We start from the raw sequence: 18739 nt of genomic DNA on the forward strand, positions 1-18739 counted from the left end.
TCTTCCGCGAATCTTACGGCTGTCGACAGCATAGATGGGCCTCAGGCCACCGGCGAGGTCCAGGGGCAGCGCCCCCGGCCTCCAGAGGCATCCCAGGCTAGAAGCGTGTTTCGATGGGAGCGGAGTCGTCCTTCATGTATTCGGCGGTGACGGTGAGGCTGGTGCCGCCACGCGGATTGAACAGGGCCACCACCTGCATGCGCCGGGGCTGGCACACGCTGACGAGGTCGTCCAGGATCTTGTTGGTGATGGTCTCCATGAACGAGCCATGGTTGCGGTAAGCGGTGAAATAGAGCTTGAGCGACTTGGTCTCGATGCAGAGCTGGTCGGGGACGTAGGTGATCTCGATGGTGGCGAAGTCCGGCTGGCCGGTCTTGGGGCACAGGCTGGTGAACTCCGGATGCTCGAAGCAGATCTGGTAGTCACGGTCCGGGTACTTGTTGGGAAAGGCTTCCAGGATGGCGGCGGTTGGTTCCTCGAAGGCGTAGCTGGTCTTGCCGGACCCCAGGTGCTTCAGCCCAGTGGTGTCGTCTATGCTCATGGGATGCTCCTTGATTGTTGGTGCTTGCCGCGGCATGTGCGCGGTGCGCAAAGCCGCTTAGCGCAATCGGCCAGACAGGCCAAGCCTTTTCCTTGCTGGATTTACGCCCGGCGGCGCACCTTGCCCAGGGCGCGCTGCAGATCCCCCAGGGCGACCGGCTTCGTCACATAGTCGTCCATGCCCGCAGCCAGGAACTTTTCACGATCGCCTTCAAGGGCATAGGCGGTCAGCGCGATGATGGGGATGTTGGCTCGCTCTCCCAGGCTCGCGTCCTTGCGGATGGCATGGGTGGCATCCACGCCGTTCAGCACCGGCATCTGGATGTCCATGAGGATGGCGTCGTAGACTCCATTTCGGAATTCCTCCAGGGCCGCCTGGCCGTTGGAGACGGCCAGCACGCTGTGCCCCATGCGCTGGAGCATCACGCGCATGGCGAACTGGCTGATGGTTTCGTCCTCGGCCAGGAGTATGCGCAGGGGCGTGGTGACGGAAACCGAAACATCCTCCATATCATGGTGCGGAAGCTGTTTTGGGGCGCTCCCAGCGGTGACGGGCAGGACAACGAGCATGGTGGTCCCATGCCCCTGTTCGCTCTCCACGCAGATGTCGCCGCCCATGAGGTCCAGAATGCGCCGCACGATGGCCAGTCCGAGTCCGGCGCCCTCGTAGGGCTTGGAGTAGGATGCGTCGGACTGTGTGAAGCGGTCGAAGATGGAGGCGAGCTTGTCCTCGGCGATGCCGACGCCGGTGTCCGAAATGCTCAGGTAAAGCCAAATGCCATCAGGCCCGCGCCCGGAGCGCGACCAGGCCTGCACCCGCACCGAGCCGGAGGCGGTAAACTTCACGGCATTCCCCACAAGGTTGAAGAGAATCTGGCGAATGCGCGCGTCATCGCCCATGAGCCGCTCTGGCACATGCCTGTCGATGTCCAGGCGCAGGGAAACGCCTTTCTTCATGGCTCCGCTGCCGAGAACGTTTGAGACCATCTCGAATACGTCCTTAAGGGCGAAAGGGGCCGTGCGCAACGCCAGCTTGCCCGCTTCGATCTTGGAGAAGTCGAGGATATCGCTCAGCAGGGACAGGAGCCTCCTGGCCGCGTCATGGGCCTTGTCCACGTAGCCGCCCTGCTCCAGGTCCATGGGAGTGCCCTTGAGCAGTTGGAGCATGCCCAGGACTCCGTTCAGGGGCGTGCGGATCTCATGGCTCATGTTGGCGAGGAATTCGCTTTTGGAGCGGTTGGCGTCCTCGGCCCTGACCTTGGCAAGGGCGAGCGCCTGCTCGGCCAGCACGCGCTCGGTGATGTCCGGGGAGGTGCTGAAGGCCGCGATGAGATCACCTTCCGGTCCATACACTGGCGCGCCGCTGACCAATTCCCAGCGCACGCTTCCGTCCTTGCGCACGATCCGGTACAGCTCGCCCTTGGTGGTTATGCCCTTCATGGCCTTGGCCAGGGGCAGCTCCGCCATGGGAACAGGCTGCCCGTCCGCGTCGTATTCCTGCCATGACTGGGGTATCTCAAGCAGCGGCCGACCGACATACTCCGGCTCATCCTCGATACCCAGGAACTCCTTGCAAGCCTTGTTGGCGAAGCGGAGCGCCCCATCGGGCACAGTGGCCAGGGCCATGGGTATGGGATTCTGTTCGATGGCCGCGTCGAGCATGGCCTTGGCCTTTGCCAGTTCCGCCGTGGCCGCCTTGTTCGCGCTGATGTCCTCAAGGACGCCAACGAAGTAGGCGGCCTGGCCGGAGCGGTCGTACACCATGCTCACGCTCAAATGCACCCAGATGACAGCGCCGTCCTTGCGGAGATAGCGCTTCTCCATGTCGAAGCCTGTCGCCTTGCCGCTCATGACCTCGCGCACATGGCTCAAGTCCACGGCCAAGTCGTCGGGGTGTGTGATGTCACGGAAGTTCAGCTTCAGCAGATCTGCCTCGGAGTAGCCGAGAATCTCCACCATCTTGCGGTTCACGCGCTGGAAATTGCCCTCCAAGGAACAATGGCAGATGCCCACTGCGGCCTGCTCAAAGATGCCCCGGAACTGTGCCTCGCTCGCGCGCAGGGTTTCTTCCGCCTCCCTGCTGGCGGTGATGTCGCGTGCCGAGGCGTAGATGGCCTTGCCCACAGGAAACGAACGCCACTCGATCCAGCGATAGCTGCCGTCCCGCGCCCGGTAGCGGTTGACGAAGTTGCCGATGCTGTTCTGTCCGGCAAGGCTCTGGACCACCTCGAGCGTGGCCGGCAAGTCGTCCGGATGCACGAAATCGAGGAAGCGCCGCCCCTCAAGCTCGCTCACAGGGTAGCCCAGCACGGCCTCCCACTCAGGGTTCAAACGGCGGAAGTAGCCGTCCGTGTCTGCGATGCACAGCAGGTCCAGGGTGTTGTTGAAGTAGCGTTCCAGCTCCTGGGTCTTGGCGGAGAGAGCCTGTTCGGCCAGTTTGCGGTCCGTGATGTCCGCGAAGATGGTGGCGAAACCGTCCGCGCCCCAGGGGGTGACCGAAATGACGAAATGCCGCCCCATGTGCGGATAATAAGTTTCAAATCCGTAGGCGCGCCCGGTTTCGACCACCTCGGCATAGCGATCCAGGTAGGGCGCCTCGGAAACCCCGTAGGCCTCCGTGGCCAGCCGCGCGCAGACGTCCTGTTTCGACTGTCCGAGGATGCGGCAGAAGCTGGGGTTCACGTCCTCGATGCGGTAGTCGACCGCCACGCCGGAGGAATCGCGCACCAGGCTGTGCAAGGCCACACCTTCCTCCATGTTCTCGAACAGGGAATGAAAGCGCTGCTCGCTTTCACTCAAGGCAAGGTCTGTGGTCTTACGGTCGGTGATGTCCGTCCCAACTCCGATGATCGCAACGACCTCCCCGTTCGGCCCAAGGATGCTGGAATCCCGCCATCCAAACCAGCGCCAGCCGTTTACGGTCATTGCGCGCTGCTCGAGATAGGCCACGTGGGGCGGAACGAAGAGGCTGCGCATGGCGTCCTCCGTGGAGGCGCGGTCGTCCTCATGCACCAGGGGCATGAAGGTCTGCCCCAGCAATTCGGCCTCGCTCTTCCCAAAAACACGGCAATAGGACGGACTCACGTAAAGAAAACGCCCCTCGGGGTCCACCTTGACCAAGAGGTCTGTCTGATGTTCCACTAGAAGGCGGTACTTTTCCTCGTTTGCCGCAAGGTCCGCGGTACGCAGCCCCACCTCCGTGCGCAGGCGCCGATTGAAGAGATACAGGCCAATCCCCACCACGGAACCGAACAGGAAAAGGATGCCCGCCACGCCTGCGCCAAGCCAGACCATGCGGCGCTCCCTGGCCGTCATGGAAGCCCGCACATTCTGATAGAGCAGGTCATCCACGGGAAAACCCGGCGCAAGCAGGCCGAGCTTCTCATAGTCCGCCGCCATCCTGCGCCAGCGCTCCGGATTCACATGGCCCAGTTCCACCAGTTCCGGCTGGATGAGCTCACGCATGGCTTCAGCCTCGTACACCAGGTCATCCACAGATTTGTCCTGGCTGTGACGAGAATATATCAGCTCGGCCATCTCCTGCGGGTGGGCCATGGCATAACGCCAGCCCCGCTGCGTCGCACGGACGAACCGCTCGACAAGGCCCGGGTTATCGCGGACCATCCTCTCGGTGGTTGTCAGGCAATCGCCATAAAAATCCGAGGAATAATTCAGGGGCCGCATGATTGCCGGCGCAACGCCGCGCTTGACCATCTCATGGGGCTCGTCGGTCAGATCGGCGGTCTGGGCGTCAACCCTGCGCTGAAGGAGATCGTCGAGCGTCCAGGTATGCGGCACGATGGTGTAGGACTCCGCGGCAAGGCCTTCGTTGGCCAGCATGACCATCAACTCCGGGTCCGTGGCAGGATCGGCCATGATGCGCTTGCCGCGCAAATCTTGCGGGGTCAAAATGCCGGAGTCCTTGCGTGTGAGGACAATGTTCGGCGAATGCTGGAAAATGGCGGCGATGACGACGACAGGTCTGCCCTTCTGGCGTTCGAGCATCACCCCGGCGCCATCCACCGCAAAGTCGGCGTCTGCGTCCACAAGAGCCTGAGTCGGCACGATGCCCCGGCGGCCCTCGATGAAGGTGACGCCCAGCCCCTCATCCGCATAAAAGCCCATCTCGGCGGCAGCGTAGTATCCTGCGGAATGAAACTGGTGCCGCCGCTTCAGCTGCAGGCGGACTTTGTCGAGTTGGGGCCCCGTGGAGGCGGCGGGAGAGGCGCCCAAGGCAGGTTCGAGCGGGTTGAGCAAAACGCCGAAGGCGAGCACCAAGCACAGCATGATGCCCATGCGGCAAAGCATCACCATGTGTCTGGAGACCTTGCCAGCAAAGGCCGCCTCGTCAGAAATGGACATCAACCCCCCTGGCACGACGAGAATGAAAGGGTTCTCCCAACTTGGCACCAACCTAGCACCGGCAGTGACATCTGACAACTGCGAGAGTCCGCGCTCGTCGCCTTCGCCAAATGGGCACTGCCGGAGACGGCCAAGGCTAGAGGCCGCCCCCCTGCTCAAGCTCCACAAGACGCACCAGGGCTCGGCGCAAGTCTTCCCCGAGCCCTTCGAAGGAGAGCGCAATTTCATAAGGCCCGCCCTCGCTCTCGCGCTCCAGCCGGACCACAAGGCAGACCAGGCGCAACGCCGGCGCGCCGGGGTGGTCGCCAGCCAGCACGACCTCAACCCGGGTGCCGGGCAGAACGGCCTCGGACGACTGGCAGAGCATGCCGCCGAAGCTGATGTTCCGCACCCTGAGCGCCAGGCCATGGTGCGCAGGGCTCGCGAACAGCATCGTCAGGCCCAGGGGCGCACGCGGGAACTGGCGGCTCTTTTCCGTGTAGGAGCAGGCCCTGTTGCGGGTGATCTTGGCCTCGTACAAGGCCTCGTCGGCGCGGCCGACCATGTCGCGGGCGTTGATGGCGTCCTCCGGGAAGGTCGCCGTGCCGAGGCTCACGGTCAACGGCACAGCCGTGCCTTGCACCTGCACAGGCTTCCGCTCCACGGCCTGGCGCAGGCGCTCCGCAGCCGCCCTGGCCTGCTCCGCGTCGGTATGCGGCAGGATCAAGGCGAACTCCTCACCACCGTAGCGGACCACATGGTCAAAGGTTCGCGCGGTGTCTCGCAGGACCCCCGCCACCGACTGCAAGGCGTCGTCGCCAGCGAGATGGCCGTAGGTGTCGTTGAAGCGTTTGAAATGGTCCACATCGACCATCAGCAGCGAGAACCGCTGCCCGAAGCGCTTGAAGCGCTCCACCTCGCGCTGGATGGCGTCGTTGAAGTAGCGGCGGTTGTAGAGTCCGGTGAGTTCGTCCACCAGTGCGCCGCGCTCTTTCTGCAGCAGCACCTGGACTTCGACGATGACCGGCTCGCGCATGCGGGGGTGCAGGTTCATGAAATAGTCGCACACCGCCACGCGCAGGCCCACATCCCGGCCCAAGGCCAGGGCCAGGCCCTCCTTGTGGCTTATTATCTCGCTCCAGTAGCAGCGTGACTCCGAATCATCAAATCGCATGCGGGTCAGCAGGTACAAGGCGTCCGCAAAGGCCTGTTCGCCCTGGCCCAGTTCGCTGTTCAGAGTGCCCTCGCTCAGCCCGGCCTGAAGCAACTGCTCCCGCACCTCGAAAGACTGGCACACCCTCTGCTCGCTCATAACACCCCCATCGACTCTCAAAATACCAAGACCAATTACTAAGTATTACTATTTGGGGTCCACAATGCAAGCAAAAGCAAACGGCCCGGAAACCGGGCCGTTTGCGTTGCGGGAGACGCCAGGCGCCTATATCTCGTAGTCGACCACGCTGCGCGAGGCTACGACCTGCTTCACAAAGCCCACCACCTTCTGGTGCTGAGGGTGGGCCTGGTACAGGTCGAGGTCGGCACGGGTTTCAAAAGCGGTGTAAAGGACGACGTCGCAGGCGGGGCTGGCCGCGAACACGTCCACGCCCACTTCGAGCTCGCGGATGACGGGGATGAGCGGCGGCAGCGCAGAGAGCAGTTCCTTCATCTTCCGCGCGTTGGCGGCCTTGTCCGCGCCTTCGGCCTCATCCTTGAGGGTCCACATGACGATGTGCTTGATCATTCTGGTGCGCTCCTTGAGTGGTCGTTCACTATGGTTGTGCAGCCTGCCTCAGCAAGTCTGCATCTTGGTGATGATATCGGTCAAGTCGTCCGCCAGCCGCGCCAGTTCTTCCACGGCCAGAGTCGCCTCGGCCATGTCGCGGGCTGCCCGGTCGGAAACCTCGCGCACCAGCCCGACGGAACGTGAGATTTCCTCGGCCGAGGCGGACTGCTCTTCCGAGGCCGTGGCGATATTGCGCACCTGGTCCGCGGACCCCTGGGATATGCGCAGGATCTCCCGCAGGGCCTGTCCGGCGGAGTCGGCAAGGGAGGTGCTGCGTTCCACAGCCTCGGCGGCTCCGCCCATGCCCTCGGAAGCACGGCGCGCGCCGTCGCGCACGGCGTTGATGCCCGTCGCCACCTGCTGGGTGGCCTGCACGGTCTTCTCGGCGAGCTTGCGGACCTCGTCGGCCACCACGGCGAAGCCGCGCCCGGCATCTCCCGCGCGCGCGGCCTCGATGGCGGCATTCAGCGCCAGCAGGTTTGTCTGGTCGGCGATGTCGTTGATGACGTTCAGGATTTGGCCGATACCTTCCACCTGCACGCCGAGTTCGGCAAGGCGCTCCTGCATGGTCTGTGTGCGCTCGGACACGCTGCGTATGGCCGAAATGACATCGCCCACCACGCGGGCGCCCTGCTCTGCCTGCTGGCGCGCGGTGTCCGCGCCCTGGGCGGCGGAGGAGGCGTTCTTGGCCACCTCCACAACGGCAACGCCCATCTGCTCCATGGAGGCGCTGATCTCGCCCACGCGCGATTTCTGGGCCTCGCTGCCGCGTGCGGTCTGCCCGATGCCAGCCGAGAGCTGGACCGAAGCCTCGCGCAGGCGGGCGCACAGGGCGTTGGCGTCAAGCGCGGTCCTGCTGATGCCCTGGTCCTTCTCCACCAGGGTCTGCTCCTTCTGCTTCAGCGCGGTCATGTCCAGGTACAGGCACAGGCCGCCGATGCAGTGGCGATCTGTGTCGTACAGCGGAAAGACGTTGGCAAGGACGTGGCGCGTGCCGCCCCTGTGGCCCTTGATGGCGACCTCCAGGTTGCGGAAGACCTCGCCGTCCTTGATGCTGCGGGCCACAGCGGTTTTTCGGCCCGGCTCGTTGTAGAATATCTGGGCCAGCGTCTGGCCGTAGTAGTCCTCCGGGCGGCCCGAGAGCTCCAGCATGTCCAGGCATTCCTTGTTGGAGAACACGGCGCGCTCCTGCTCGTCCACAAGCAGGAAAGGCACGGGCAGGCCGCCCAGGATGCCCTGGGCAAGCCCGGTCTGGTGCTTCAGCTCGGCAGCAGTCTTCGCCTCCTCCGCGGCGAGCATCCCCAGGCGCCCGGCCAGGGCGCGCTCTCGCAGGGCCGCCGCCAGCACCACCGCGCCGGAAAAAAGAAGGGCCACCGCAACATGCGGCAGCCCCAGCCGGAAGGCATCGGCTGAACGAAAGAATTCAAGCCCCGCCACAAGCGACAAGGCCAGCGCCAAGGCGGCGGCACCAGTCACGGTCAGCCCTCGCGGGCCGAGGGTCAAGCTTACTGGCGCTGCCATAAAAGCCTCCTAGGCTCCGAACAGGATATCCCGTCCGGCGTCGGCCACGCTCGCGCAGCCGGTCAAAATCATTGCCTGGGCAAGTTCACCGCGCACCTGCTCCAGGTACTTGCCCACGCCCTCGCGCAGGCCGCCCAGCGCGGCCGTGCAGAAGGGCCGACCGATCATCACGGCGTCCGCGCCCAGGGCCAGCATTTTCAGCACATCGCCGCCGGTGCGCACGCCGCCGTCCACAAGGATGGCCACCTGGCCCTTCACCGCGGAGGCAACGTAAGGCAGAACCTCCGCGGTGCCGGGGGTATGGTCCAGCACGCGGCCGCCGTGGTTGGAGACAACGATGCCCGCGGCTCCGGCGTCCACCGCACGCTTGGCGTCGTCCGGCGTCATGACGCCCTTGAGCACGAACTTGGCGGGCACGTGGCTGATGATGTCCTTGAGCTTGTCCAGAGGCTTGGGCCCCACGGGCCGCCCCATGAGGCGCAGGGTCACGAGCCCTGCGGCGTCGATGTCCATGCCCACGATGTCCGTGCCGGTGGCGACGGCCTTGTCGAGCTTTTCATAAAGCTCCTTGTCGTCCCAGGGCTTGATGAACGCAATGCCCGCGCCGCCGAGAGCCTCAATGGCCGCGAAACCGGATTCGTGGATGAAGGGAGGCACGCCGTCGCCGGTGCAGCCCAACACGCCCTTGTCCACGCACCCGCCCAGAACCGCGTCGCAGTATTCCTGCTCGGTGATCTTGCCGCCCATGTTGAAGGACACGCCGCCTATGGGCGCGGCCAGCACCGGCATGGACAGCTTGCGGCCCAGGAGCGTGGTGGAGGTGTCCGGCAGCTCGGCCCCGTGGATAAGGCGCATGTTGAAGCGCACCTGGGCCAGGGCCGCGACGTTGTTCATGAACGAGGAGCCGGTGCCCAGGCCGCCCATGCCGGGCACTTCCCCGGCGCAGGCCTTGCCGTTGCAGATGGGGCACACCTTGCAATAGCCCGCCATGAGATCGCGTGCCTTCTTGCGAACTTCCTTCATGTCCCAGCCCTCCTTGGTGCAGTTGGTGCGGCTACTTCAGCCGTTCGGCCAGGACTTCGGCCACGTGCCGCACCTGCATGCGGCTGCCCTTGGCCTCAAGCCCGCCCCGCAGCTGCATGATGCAGCCGGGGCAATCCGTGAGCAACACTTCTGCGCCAGTCTTCTCGGCGTTCGCAAGCTTTTTCTTCAGCAATTCCGCGGAAAGCTCCGGGAACTTCATGGAATACGTGCCGCCAAAGCCGCAGCAGACGTCCTCTTCCTCGGCCGGCAGATAGGTCAACCCGCCGATGTTGATGAGCTCGCGCGGGGCCTCGGTAACGCCCAGGCCACGGCAAAGGTGGCAGGGAGCGTGGTACGTGGCCTTTTTCCCGTCGGCGCGGAATTCGGCCGACTTGACCTTGAGCACATCGTGCACGAAGGAGCTGAAGTCGATGACGCGGTCCGCGAACTGCTGCACCTTCACCGCAAGCTTGGGGTCCTTGCCGAGAATGTTCGGGTAGCCGTGCTTCAGATGCGAGGCGCAGGAGGCGCACAGGGTGAGGATATAGTCGTAGGCCGCGGGATCGAACGCGGTGACGTTCTGGGCCGCGACCGAGCGGGAAGCCTCGCGCTCGCCCATCATCTGCACGGGCAGCCCGCAGCAGGACTGGTCCATGGGGAAGTCCACGGCCACGTTGTGGCTGGCGAGGATCTTCACCGCGGCCACGGCCTGCTCCGGGTAGACGAAGTCCTGCACGCAGCCGGAGAACAGCGCCACGCGCAGCTTCGGGGTGGCCACCCTGGGCTTGATGGCGTCGAACTGGTCGCGGAAAGGCTTCTCGGCGATGGCCGGAAGCGCCCGGAACTCCTGACCGCGCGCAAAGATCATGGGCAGGTGGCGCAGGTACGGGGTGCCGCCGGTGACGGGCTTCTGCACGGCCCGGGCCGAGCGCAGCAGCGCATGGAACATCTTGCGGCTCTTGAGCACCATGCCCAGCAGCTGGCTCTGCATCGGGTGTCCTTCCTCGTCCTGGATGCGGGCGTGGACCTCCTTGATGAGCCTCGGCAGGTCGATGCCGCCCACGCACACGGCCTTGCAGGCCCCGCAGTTGATGCAGTTCTGAACAAGGTTCTTGGCCTTTTCGCGGCCATGGTAGAAATAGGTCAGAATGAGACCGATGGCCCCGATGTAAATGTGGCCGTACTGGTGCCCGCCCACCAGGCGGTACACCGGGCAGACGTTGGCGCAGGCGCCGCAGCGCACGCACCGGAGCACCTGCGAGAACACGGGATCCTTGGCAAGGGCGCGCCGCCCGTTGTCCAGGAACACCACGTGCATCTCCTTCTTGCCGTCCGGAGAGGCCTGGCACTCGCCCGGCCCGGTGATCCAGGTGACGTAGGAGGTGATGGCCTGGCCAGTGGCGTTCCTGGGCAGGGCCTTGATGACGCGCAGGGCGTCGGTGAGCTTCGGGGTGAGCTTGTCCAGGCCGACCAGGGCCACGTGCACGCGCGGCAGGGTCGTCACCAGACGGGCGTTGCCCTCGTTGGTGCACAGGGCGATAGTGCCGGTCTCGGCGATGGCGAAGTTGCCGCCGGAGATGCCCATCTCGGCCTGCACGTACTTGGCGCGCAGCTCCCGCCGGGCCACCTTCACCAGCTTTTGGATGTCGTTGTCCTGCTTGGCGCCGGTGACTTCGCTGAACAGATCGGCCACCTGGTTGCGGGAAAGGTGGATGGCGGGCATGACCATGTGGGTCGGACCTTCGTGCCGCAGCTGGATGATCCACTCGCCCAGGTCGGTCTCCGTGACCTCCAGGCCCAGGTCCTCCAGGTGGTGGTTAAGGAGCGTCTCCTCGGCGGTCATGGACTTGGACTTGACGACGCGCTTGACGTTCGCCTTCTCCGCTATGCGGCCGATGATCTCGTTTGCCTCCTGCCCGGTCTTGGCAAGATGCACGGTGATGCCCATGCGCTCGGCGTTCTTCTTGAACTCCTCGAAGAGCTCGTCCATATGGGCCATGGCCTGGTCCTTGGCCTGGGCGATCTCTCGCACCAGCCCCGCCACATCCATGCCGGCGAAGGCCTTGGCCCGACTGGCGCGATAGGCCACGGCGAAGTTGTCCATGGCCGTGCGCAAAAATTCATTGCCCAGCGCGCCGGAAAGCTCGCCCCGATATTCTTTGAGGTCGCGTGCGTTCTGCATGGCCTAGTCCTCCAGCAGCAGGATGTGCAATTCAAGGGGGCCGTGCACGCCGATGGCCAGCACGCGCTCGATGTCTGCCGTGCGCGAGGCGCCGGTGACAAAGGCGACATAGCCCGGAGCGTCCTTGCACAGCTCGCGCAGCAGCCCCTCCACCTCGAAGCTCGTCTCGCGGATGACCGAGAGCGGCACCACGCAGACGTGCACCTCGCAGATCATGGTGGCTAGGCGCAGTTCCTCGCTCCTGGAGTCGATGACGCAGGTGCCGGTCTCGGCGATGGCCGCCTGGGCCATGGTGAAGCCGATGTCGACCCCTGCCAGGTGCTTGCGCATGCCGCTGGTGATGAAGGTGACCCCCTTCGCGGCGCAGGCGTCGCCCAGAGCCTTGGCGGACTCGGCTGGCAGGCCCGGCGCGGCGATGATCTTGCCGAGCTTGGCATCGCAAAGCGCCCCGGCATCGCTGGAGAGGTCCGACTCGCAGCCCGAGGGCAATAGCTGGCAGGCCTCCTTCTTGTCACAAACATCCAGGGTATAGGCGTACGCCTCTTCCATGGTCTTGACTCGGGAGACGATGGCCGAGACGAGTCCGGCCTTCTCAGTCAGAAGATCTGCAAGCCGTGCTTTGTCGCTCATGATGGTACCTCGAAATATGGTCGGAGCATATATAATGAGGAGGGGGGCGCGGCCATGCCACGCCCCCCTTTGCTATTTAGAACCCAAGGTTCATGGAAATGGCCAGAGTGCCGAGAATGCCTGCCATAATGACATAGTAGGTCATGGGGATAAGGGCCAACTTGATGAGCTTGCCCTCTACGCCGACCAGGCCAACGGTTGCGCAAGCCGCAACAACGTTATGCACGCAGATCATGTTGCCGGCAGCACCGCCGACAGCCTGAAGCGCGACGACAAGGGTGGGGGCTGCACCGATCTTGTCGGCAACGCCATACTGGAAGAGGGAGAACATCATGTTGGAAACCGTGTTGCTGCCTGCGATGAACGCGCCCAGCGCACCAATGACGGACGCAAAGGCCGGCCAGGTGCTTCCAGCAATATCGGCCACGCCGCTAGCCAGGGTCAGGGGCATGCTGGCAAGCTCTGCACCATTGGTGGCGGAGTTGATGAAGATACGCACCATGGGTACGGCAAAGCCCAGCGCCACGCTGGCGCCAACCATGGTCTTGGCGGAAAGCCCGATGGCCTTGGTCATGTCCGCGACCTTCATCTTCTGGATGAAGAAGGTAAAGGCCACAGCCACCAGGAAGATGGTGCCGGGGAGGTACAAGAACTGGGCGTTGGTGCTCAGCTTGGTGCCGAGAATCTGCGTGTAGGTGATGGTCACAGCGGGAGAGGTCAGCATGGACTTAAGCGCAGGCCAGGTGCGGCTCAAAACGAGCAGGCCCGCCACGATCAGGTAAGGCACCCAGGCGCTGAACAGATTGATGTGACACTTCTCTTCCGTGCAATGGGTGTCGGCCTTGAGAGCGCCCATCCAGTCGGGTGCCCACTGGGACTCGGGGGGGAAATCCCACACGTGCTTGGGGACGAGGAAACCTTTCTTGGCAGCAGTGATAACGATGGGCAGGGCGATAAGCGGGCTGATAAGGGACGGGAAGTCGGGGCCAAGCGTGACGCCAACGATCATGTACGGAATGGTGAAGCACAGCGCGGCGAAGATTGCGAAGGGGGCACACTCAAGCCCTTCCTTCCAGGATTTGCTCTTTCCGAAGAAACGGGTGAGCATCAGGCACAGGGCCAGAGGGATAAATGTTCCGATAATGCCGTGCATCACGGCGACGTTGGCGCCGATTCTGTACAGATATTCCATGAATGCGGGATCAGAGAATTTGGCGGTGCCAAGCATGGTGTGAATGATCGGTGCGTCAAGACCAGTGCGGACGCCAAGCAGAATGGGCGTTCCAACCGCGCCGAAGGAGACGGGGGTGCTCTGGATGATGAGTGCCATCAAGACTGCTGCGATGGCCGGGAAGCCCAGCACAACCAGCAGCGGCGCAGCGACGGCGGCGGGTGTACCAAAGCCGGCGGCACCTTCGATAAAGGCGCCAAAGAGGAAGGCCACGATGATCGCCTGAATTCTGCGGTCTGGACTGATATCCATGAAACCACGCCGAATCGTGGTGACTGCGCCGCTGAACGTAAGCGTGTTCAACATCAGGATGGCGCCAAATACGATGTAGAGAATTGTGATGGCGATGCATACGCCCTGAATGCTGGAAGCGGCGACCAATGTCAGGTCCATCTTCCAGGCGAGCATACCCATTACCGCAGTGTAGAGCCAGGCAACGGGCATGGCGCGTTTTGCGGGCCACCGCATGAGCACCAACAAAACAAAGACCACCAAAATCGGCGTAAAAGCCATAAATGCATACATTTCTCAAACTCCTCCTGAGTAAAGTTTAGCGCACTTCTCTATCACTAAACCATCCCCAGTCAGTCACACGGGCACCAGGAAATGGTATTGTTTTCAGACAAGTATTAACAAGGATCAATGCAAGCCGGCTCCGAGGTCTCCACAAGTCACTATCCTTGCCAACATCACGCGCGCCATCCTTCCCCAGATGCATGCCGCCTGCGGAGCCCGCTCCGCGAAACGCCCCTGCGCTGGTTGCTTATGAGGCGCGCAGCACCTCGGCGGTTTGCCTGGCGATCTCCAACTCCTCGTTGGTGGGAATCACCAGCACGCGCACCCTGGAGCCCTTGGCGCCGATGTCACGCGCCCCACGCTCCATTGACAGGTTGCGCTCATGGTCAAGCTCCACGCCAAGGGCGGACAGCCCCCGGCAGGACAGCTCGCGCGAGACGGGGTCGTTCTCGCCGATGCCGGCCGTGAACACGATGGCGTCCACGCGGCCGAGCACCGCCATGTAAGAACCGATGTACTTGCGGTTGCGATAGCCGAACATGTCCAGGGCCAGCCTGGCCTGCGAGTCGCCCTCGGCCACGGCCTTGTGGATGTCGCGCATGTCGTTCATGCCGCAGATGCCCTTGAGCCCGCTCTTCTTGTTCAAAATGTCGTCGATCTCTTGCAGCGAATACCCCTTGCGTTCCGCCAGGTAGAAGATGATTGCCGGGTCGATGTCGCCGCTCCTGGTGCCCATGATGACCCCTGCCAGGGGCGTCATGCCGAGCGAGGTGTCCACGCTCTTCCCGTCCTTCACGGCGCAGATGCTGGAGCCGTTGCCCAGGTGCACGGTGATGAGGTTGGTCTCCTCGGGGTTCTTGCCGAGCATCATGGCGGCCTCGCGCGCAACATAGCGGTGCGAGGTGCCGTGGAAGCCGTAACGGCGGACGTTGAGGTCCGTATAAAGCTCGTACGGGAGGGCGTAGAGGAAGGCCTTGGGCGGCATGGTCTGGTGGAACGCCGTGTCGAAAACGGCCACCTGCGGCACGCCCGGGAACAGGGCCTGCGCGGTCTCGATGCCTGTAAGGTTGGCCGGATTGTGCAACGGCGCCAGGGGCACGCAGGCGCGGATGGCCGCCATCACGTCCGCGTCCACCAGGGTGGAGGCGTGGAAACGTTCGCCGCCGTGCACCACGCGGTGGCCAACGGCGCTGATCTCGGAAGCGTCCTTGATGACGCCGTGCTCCTTGTCGGTCAGCAGGGCGATGACCGCGCGCATTGCCGCGCCGTGGTCGCCCATGGCCTCCTCGCGGTTCACAAGCCCCTCGCCGTCCTGGCCGGGGCGCTTCTTGTGCATGAGGCGGGCGCGCTCGTCGCCGATGCGCTCCACCAGCCCCGAGGCCATGACCACAGGCCCGTCCATGTTGAAGAGCTGGTACTTGAGCGAAGAGCTGCCGGTGTTGATGACAAGTATGTTCATGGCTGTTCCGCTATCCCTTCTTCACTGCCTGGGCCTGGATGGCGGTGATGGCCACGGTGTTGACGATGTCGGGCACGGTGCACCCGCGCGAGAGGTCGTTGATGGGCTTGTTCAGACCCTGGAGCACGGGGCCGATGGCCACTGCCTGCGCAGAGCGCTGCACGGCCTTGTAGGTGTTGTTGCCGGTGTTCAGGTCGGGGAAGATGAACACGGTGGCGCGACCGGCCACGGCGCTGTCGGGCATCTTGGTGTGGGCGACCTCGATGTCAACGGCGGCGTCGTACTGCAGCGGGCCTTCCAGCAGCAGGTGGGGGGCGCGCTCGTGGGCGATGGCGGTGGCCTTGATGACCTTCTCCACATCCAGGCCCTTGCCCGAGTCGCCTGTGGAGTAGGACAGCATGGCGATGCGCGGCTCGATGCCGAACAGTTGCGCGGTTTCGGCGCTGGAGAGCGCGATCTCGGCCAGTTCCTCCGCCGTGGGGTTCGGGTTCACGGCGCAGTCGCCGTAGACCAGCACGCGGTCCTTCAAGCACATGAAGAACACGCTGGAGACGATGGAGGAGCCCGGCCTGGTCTTGATGATCTCAAAAGCCGGGCGGATGGTCTGCTGCGTGGTTGTGATGGAACCGGAGACCATGCCGTCGGCGTGGCCCTTGTGCACCATCATGGTCGAGTAGAAGGTCGGATCGAGCATGCGGTCGCGGGCGTCCTCTTCGCGGATGCCCTTGTGCTTGCGCAGCTCGTAGTAGGTGTTGACGTAGTCCTCGTAATTCTCAGACTTGCCGGGCTCGACGATCCTCACGCCATCCAGCTCCAGGTTCAGCTGGCTCATCTTGGTGCGGATGTCGCTCTCCTTGCCGAGCAGGGTCAGGTCGACCACGCCGCGCCGGAGCAGGATGTCGGCGGCGCGCATGATGCGCTCACCGGTGCCCTCGGGCAGGACGATGTGCTGCTTCTTGGCCTTGGCCTTGAGGATGAGGCTGAACTCGAACATCTTCGGCGTGACGGTGGTGGGCTTGGCTGCCACCAGCTTGGTGCGCAGCTCGGGCAGGTCCACATGCTCCTCGAACACGCGCAGTGCCGACTGGATCTTGTTCTGGTCGCCGGGTTCGATGCGCCCGTACAAGTCGTAGAGGATGCGGGCGGTCTTGTAGGTGTGGCCCTCGGCGATGAGGATGGGAATGGGCGCGCCGACCCAGCCCTCGATGAGCTTGCGCACGGACTCGGAGGGGTCGAGCCCGCCTGTGAGCAGGATGCCCGAGATGTCCGGGTAGTTGGTGGAGAGCCTGGAAGCCAGGGAGCCCAGAATGATGTCGGACCGGTCGCCGGGGGTGATGACCAGGCTGCCGCGCTCGATGTAGTTGAGGAAGTTGCCAAGCTGCATGGCGGCGATGACGTAGGTGTCAACGAGGTTTGAGAGCATGTCGCCGCCGTAGAGCACGCGGGCGTCGAGCCACTTGACCACGTCGGACACGGTGGGCTTGCCGAGCTTCGGCTCCTCCGGGATGACATAGATGGGGAAGCATTCCGGGCAGCGGATCTTCTGGCGGAGCTCCTCCACCATGTTGGTGCCGTCCACGTCCTCAACGCGGTTGATGACGGCGGCCAGGATGTCCAGCCCCTTGTCCTCGAAGGATTCGATGGTCAGCAGGGAGGAGGCGACGATCTCTTCCTGGGTCTTCTTTTGCGCGTTGCACACAAGCAGCACGGGGCAGCCCAGGTTGGCGGCGATGTCGGCGTTGATGTCGAACTCGAACGCGGGGTCGCTGCCGAGGAAGTCCGTCCCCTCGCACAGAATGAAATCAAAGCGCGACTGAAGCGAGCTGAAATCGTTCAGGATCTTTTCAAGCAAGGCCTCGTGCTGGCCCTGGTTGATCATCTCCCTGGCCTTCTGCATGGTGAAGGAGAAGGTCTCGGAATAGCGCATGTCCAGGTTGAACTGGTTCAGCACGAGATTAATGTCATGATCCTTGGCTGAGCTCTCGGAGGAATTAATGATGGGCCGGAAAAAGGCCACCTTCTGGATGTCGCGCAACAGGAGTTGCATGAGTCCCAACACAATGGCTGATTTGCCGCTGCGCGGTTCCACCCCTGTGACGAATAAGTTGTCTGCCACGATGCGCTCCTTGTGATTTTTGACATTCCATGGAGTCTCCCGGCGCCGACGTTTTTGAGGGGGGGTGTGGGGGGCGAGACCCCGGCGCCGGGAGAGGACCTTCCGCTAGAGTGACTCTGCGTAGATCTCCATGGGGTGCCTCACGGCAATCTGGTCGCCGGAGCGTGAGAGCATATCGGAGATCTGCAGCATGCAGGCGGGACAGCCCGTGGCCACAACCTGGGCCTTGGAGCCCACGATATTGTCCCGTTTCTGCATACCTATCTTGGCCGAGATCTCCGCGTGCTGCAAGGTGAAGCTGCCTCCGCAACCACAACATGTGTCGGGGGCGGCCATTTCAACGACATTATAGGCCGGGTTCATGCGCAGCACGGTTCGCGGCTGGGCGGAAACCCCAAGGGACTTCTTGAGGTGGCAGGGGTCGTGCACGGTGACGCTCACCGCACCGGCCTTGGGCTGCGGCGCCTTAAGCCCCAGCTTGTCCACCACGAAGGCGTTGACGTCCATGACCTTGGCCGAAAGCTCGACGATGCGCTGCTGATCGCTTTGGCTCATGCCGGAGGCCATGGTCGGCCAGATCTTCTTCATGGTCGAGGTGCAGGTGGCGCACGGCGTCACCAGCGCGTCGAACTTGCCGCGCGCGAACACGTCGAGGTTGGCGCGCACGAGCTTTTCGTAGCTCTGCTTGTCGCCCGAGGACAGTGCCGGGATGCCGCAACAGGCCTGGCCAGCGGGCAGGTATACGCCCACGCCGTGGTGCTTCAACACCTTGAGCACGGCGTGCCCCACGCGCGGAAATATCTTGTCCGCCAGGCATCCGGGGAAGAAGGCCACCTTGAGCCCGCTCTTGCCGGCCGGGGTGTCCAGGCTCGGCACTTCTGAATGCAGCGGCGTCTTGGCCAGCAGCATCAGGTGGCGGTCGCCCAGCACGGGCGAGAGGAACTTGGAACAGGACGAGCCGATGATGTCGTTCACCGGAGAGGTAAACAGGCCCTGGAACTTGCTGGCCACGCCGAGCATGGTGTTGAACAGCCCGGGCTTGGTCAGCATGCCCCGGAAGATGACCTGCTTGACCTTGGACAGGCCGAGGTAGCCGGTGAGGATGACCCGCGCCTTGAGGAAGATGTCCAGGGCCTTCACGCCGCTGGGACAGTTGGCCGCGCAGGAGCCGCACAGCAGGCAGCGGGTAACCTTGTCCTGAACGCCCTGGGGGTCCTTGACGAGTTCCTTGGCCAGTCCTTCCAGCAGGGAAATCTTGCCGCGCGCCACGTCGCCCTCGCGGCCGGTCTGCCCGTAGATGGGGCACACGGCCTGGCACATGCCGCAACGCATGCAGCTCACCAGCTGGTCGTCGAGCTCGCCAAGAAGGCGAAGGAGTTCGTGCATGTCGGCCATGA

Annotated in this window: 12 protein-coding genes; all 12 read right to left on the reverse strand. The window is 63.6% G+C overall.

The window, feature by feature from the left end:
• Positions 1-97 precede the first annotated feature (97 nt).
• Positions 98-541 (reverse strand): preQ(1) synthase, encoded by a 444-nt coding sequence (gene queF, locus RDU24_RS06770; protein WP_308734990.1) that lies wholly within the window; start codon positions 539-541, stop codon positions 98-100.
• 101 nt (positions 542-642) lie between these two features.
• Complete coding sequence (locus RDU24_RS06775) at positions 643-4902, reverse strand: PAS domain S-box protein (protein ID WP_308734991.1); 4260 nt, start codon at positions 4900-4902, stop codon at positions 643-645.
• Positions 4903-5038: 136 nt separating this feature from the next.
• Positions 5039-6193: a diguanylate cyclase gene (locus RDU24_RS06780; protein WP_308734992.1), complete on the reverse strand. Its 1155-nt coding sequence runs from the start codon at positions 6191-6193 to the stop codon at positions 5039-5041.
• Positions 6194-6319: 126 nt separating this feature from the next.
• Positions 6320-6622, reverse strand: a complete 303-nt coding sequence (locus RDU24_RS06785; RefSeq protein ID WP_308734993.1) for a Dabb family protein — start codon at positions 6620-6622, stop codon at positions 6320-6322.
• 48 nt (positions 6623-6670) lie between these two features.
• Positions 6671-8185 carry a methyl-accepting chemotaxis protein gene (locus RDU24_RS06790; RefSeq protein ID WP_308734994.1) on the reverse strand — a complete coding sequence of 505 codons (1515 nt, stop codon included), beginning with the start codon at positions 8183-8185 and terminating at the stop codon, positions 6671-6673.
• A 9-nt stretch (positions 8186-8194) separates the two neighbouring features.
• Positions 8195-9208: an alpha-hydroxy-acid oxidizing protein gene (locus RDU24_RS06795; protein WP_308734995.1), complete on the reverse strand. Its 1014-nt coding sequence runs from the start codon at positions 9206-9208 to the stop codon at positions 8195-8197.
• Between the two features lie 31 nt (positions 9209-9239).
• Positions 9240-11390: an L-lactate dehydrogenase (quinone) large subunit LdhH gene (gene ldhH / locus RDU24_RS06800; protein WP_308734996.1), complete on the reverse strand. Its 2151-nt coding sequence runs from the start codon at positions 11388-11390 to the stop codon at positions 9240-9242.
• Between the two features lie 3 nt (positions 11391-11393).
• Positions 11394-12020, reverse strand: coding sequence for a lactate utilization protein (locus tag RDU24_RS06805; RefSeq protein ID WP_308734997.1), 627 nt, complete (start codon positions 12018-12020; stop codon positions 11394-11396).
• Between the two features lie 76 nt (positions 12021-12096).
• The gene (locus RDU24_RS06810) at positions 12097-13776 is read right to left on the reverse strand and encodes an L-lactate permease (RefSeq protein WP_308734998.1); all 1680 of its coding nucleotides are present in this window, start codon (positions 13774-13776) and stop codon (positions 12097-12099) included.
• A 238-nt stretch (positions 13777-14014) separates the two neighbouring features.
• Positions 14015-15226, reverse strand: a complete 1212-nt coding sequence (locus RDU24_RS06815) for an acetate kinase (protein WP_308734999.1) — start codon at positions 15224-15226, stop codon at positions 14015-14017.
• Between the two features lie 10 nt (positions 15227-15236).
• A complete protein-coding gene (gene pta / locus RDU24_RS06820; protein ID WP_308735000.1) occupies positions 15237-17342 on the reverse strand; it encodes a phosphate acetyltransferase in 2106 nt (701 codons plus the stop codon).
• Between the two features lie 105 nt (positions 17343-17447).
• Positions 17448-18737 (reverse strand): (Fe-S)-binding protein, encoded by a 1290-nt coding sequence (locus tag RDU24_RS06825; protein ID WP_308735001.1) that lies wholly within the window; start codon positions 18735-18737, stop codon positions 17448-17450.
• Between the last annotated feature and the right edge of the window lie 2 nt (positions 18738-18739).

This window comes from Humidesulfovibrio sp. (genome assembly GCF_031082295.1).
Taxonomy (GTDB): Bacteria; Desulfobacterota; Desulfovibrionia; order Desulfovibrionales; family Desulfovibrionaceae; genus Humidesulfovibrio.

What these genes read in the sequence shown, in the direction of transcription:
- ldhH (WP_308734996.1), bottom strand. Translation starts at nt 11,390, where the DNA reads ATGCAGAACGCACGCGACCTCAAAGAATATCGGGGCGAGCTTTCCGGC.
- RDU24_RS06780 (WP_308734992.1), bottom strand. Translation starts at nt 6,193, where the DNA reads ATGAGCGAGCAGAGGGTGTGCCAGTCTTTCGAGGTGCGGGAGCAGTTG.
- RDU24_RS06775 (WP_308734991.1), bottom strand. Translation starts at nt 4,902, where the DNA reads ATGTCCATTTCTGACGAGGCGGCCTTTGCTGGCAAGGTCTCCAGACAC.
- RDU24_RS06825 (WP_308735001.1), bottom strand. Translation starts at nt 18,737, where the DNA reads ATGGCCGACATGCACGAACTCCTTCGCCTTCTTGGCGAGCTCGACGAC.
- RDU24_RS06810 (WP_308734998.1), bottom strand. Translation starts at nt 13,776, where the DNA reads ATGTATGCATTTATGGCTTTTACGCCGATTTTGGTGGTCTTTGTTTTG.
- queF (WP_308734990.1), bottom strand. Translation starts at nt 541, where the DNA reads ATGAGCATAGACGACACCACTGGGCTGAAGCACCTGGGGTCCGGCAAG.
- RDU24_RS06805 (WP_308734997.1), bottom strand. Translation starts at nt 12,020, where the DNA reads ATGAGCGACAAAGCACGGCTTGCAGATCTTCTGACTGAGAAGGCCGGA.
- RDU24_RS06815 (WP_308734999.1), bottom strand. Translation starts at nt 15,226, where the DNA reads ATGAACATACTTGTCATCAACACCGGCAGCTCTTCGCTCAAGTACCAG.
- RDU24_RS06795 (WP_308734995.1), bottom strand. Translation starts at nt 9,208, where the DNA reads ATGAAGGAAGTTCGCAAGAAGGCACGCGATCTCATGGCGGGCTATTGC.
- RDU24_RS06790 (WP_308734994.1), bottom strand. Translation starts at nt 8,185, where the DNA reads ATGGCAGCGCCAGTAAGCTTGACCCTCGGCCCGCGAGGGCTGACCGTG.
- RDU24_RS06785 (WP_308734993.1), bottom strand. Translation starts at nt 6,622, where the DNA reads ATGATCAAGCACATCGTCATGTGGACCCTCAAGGATGAGGCCGAAGGC.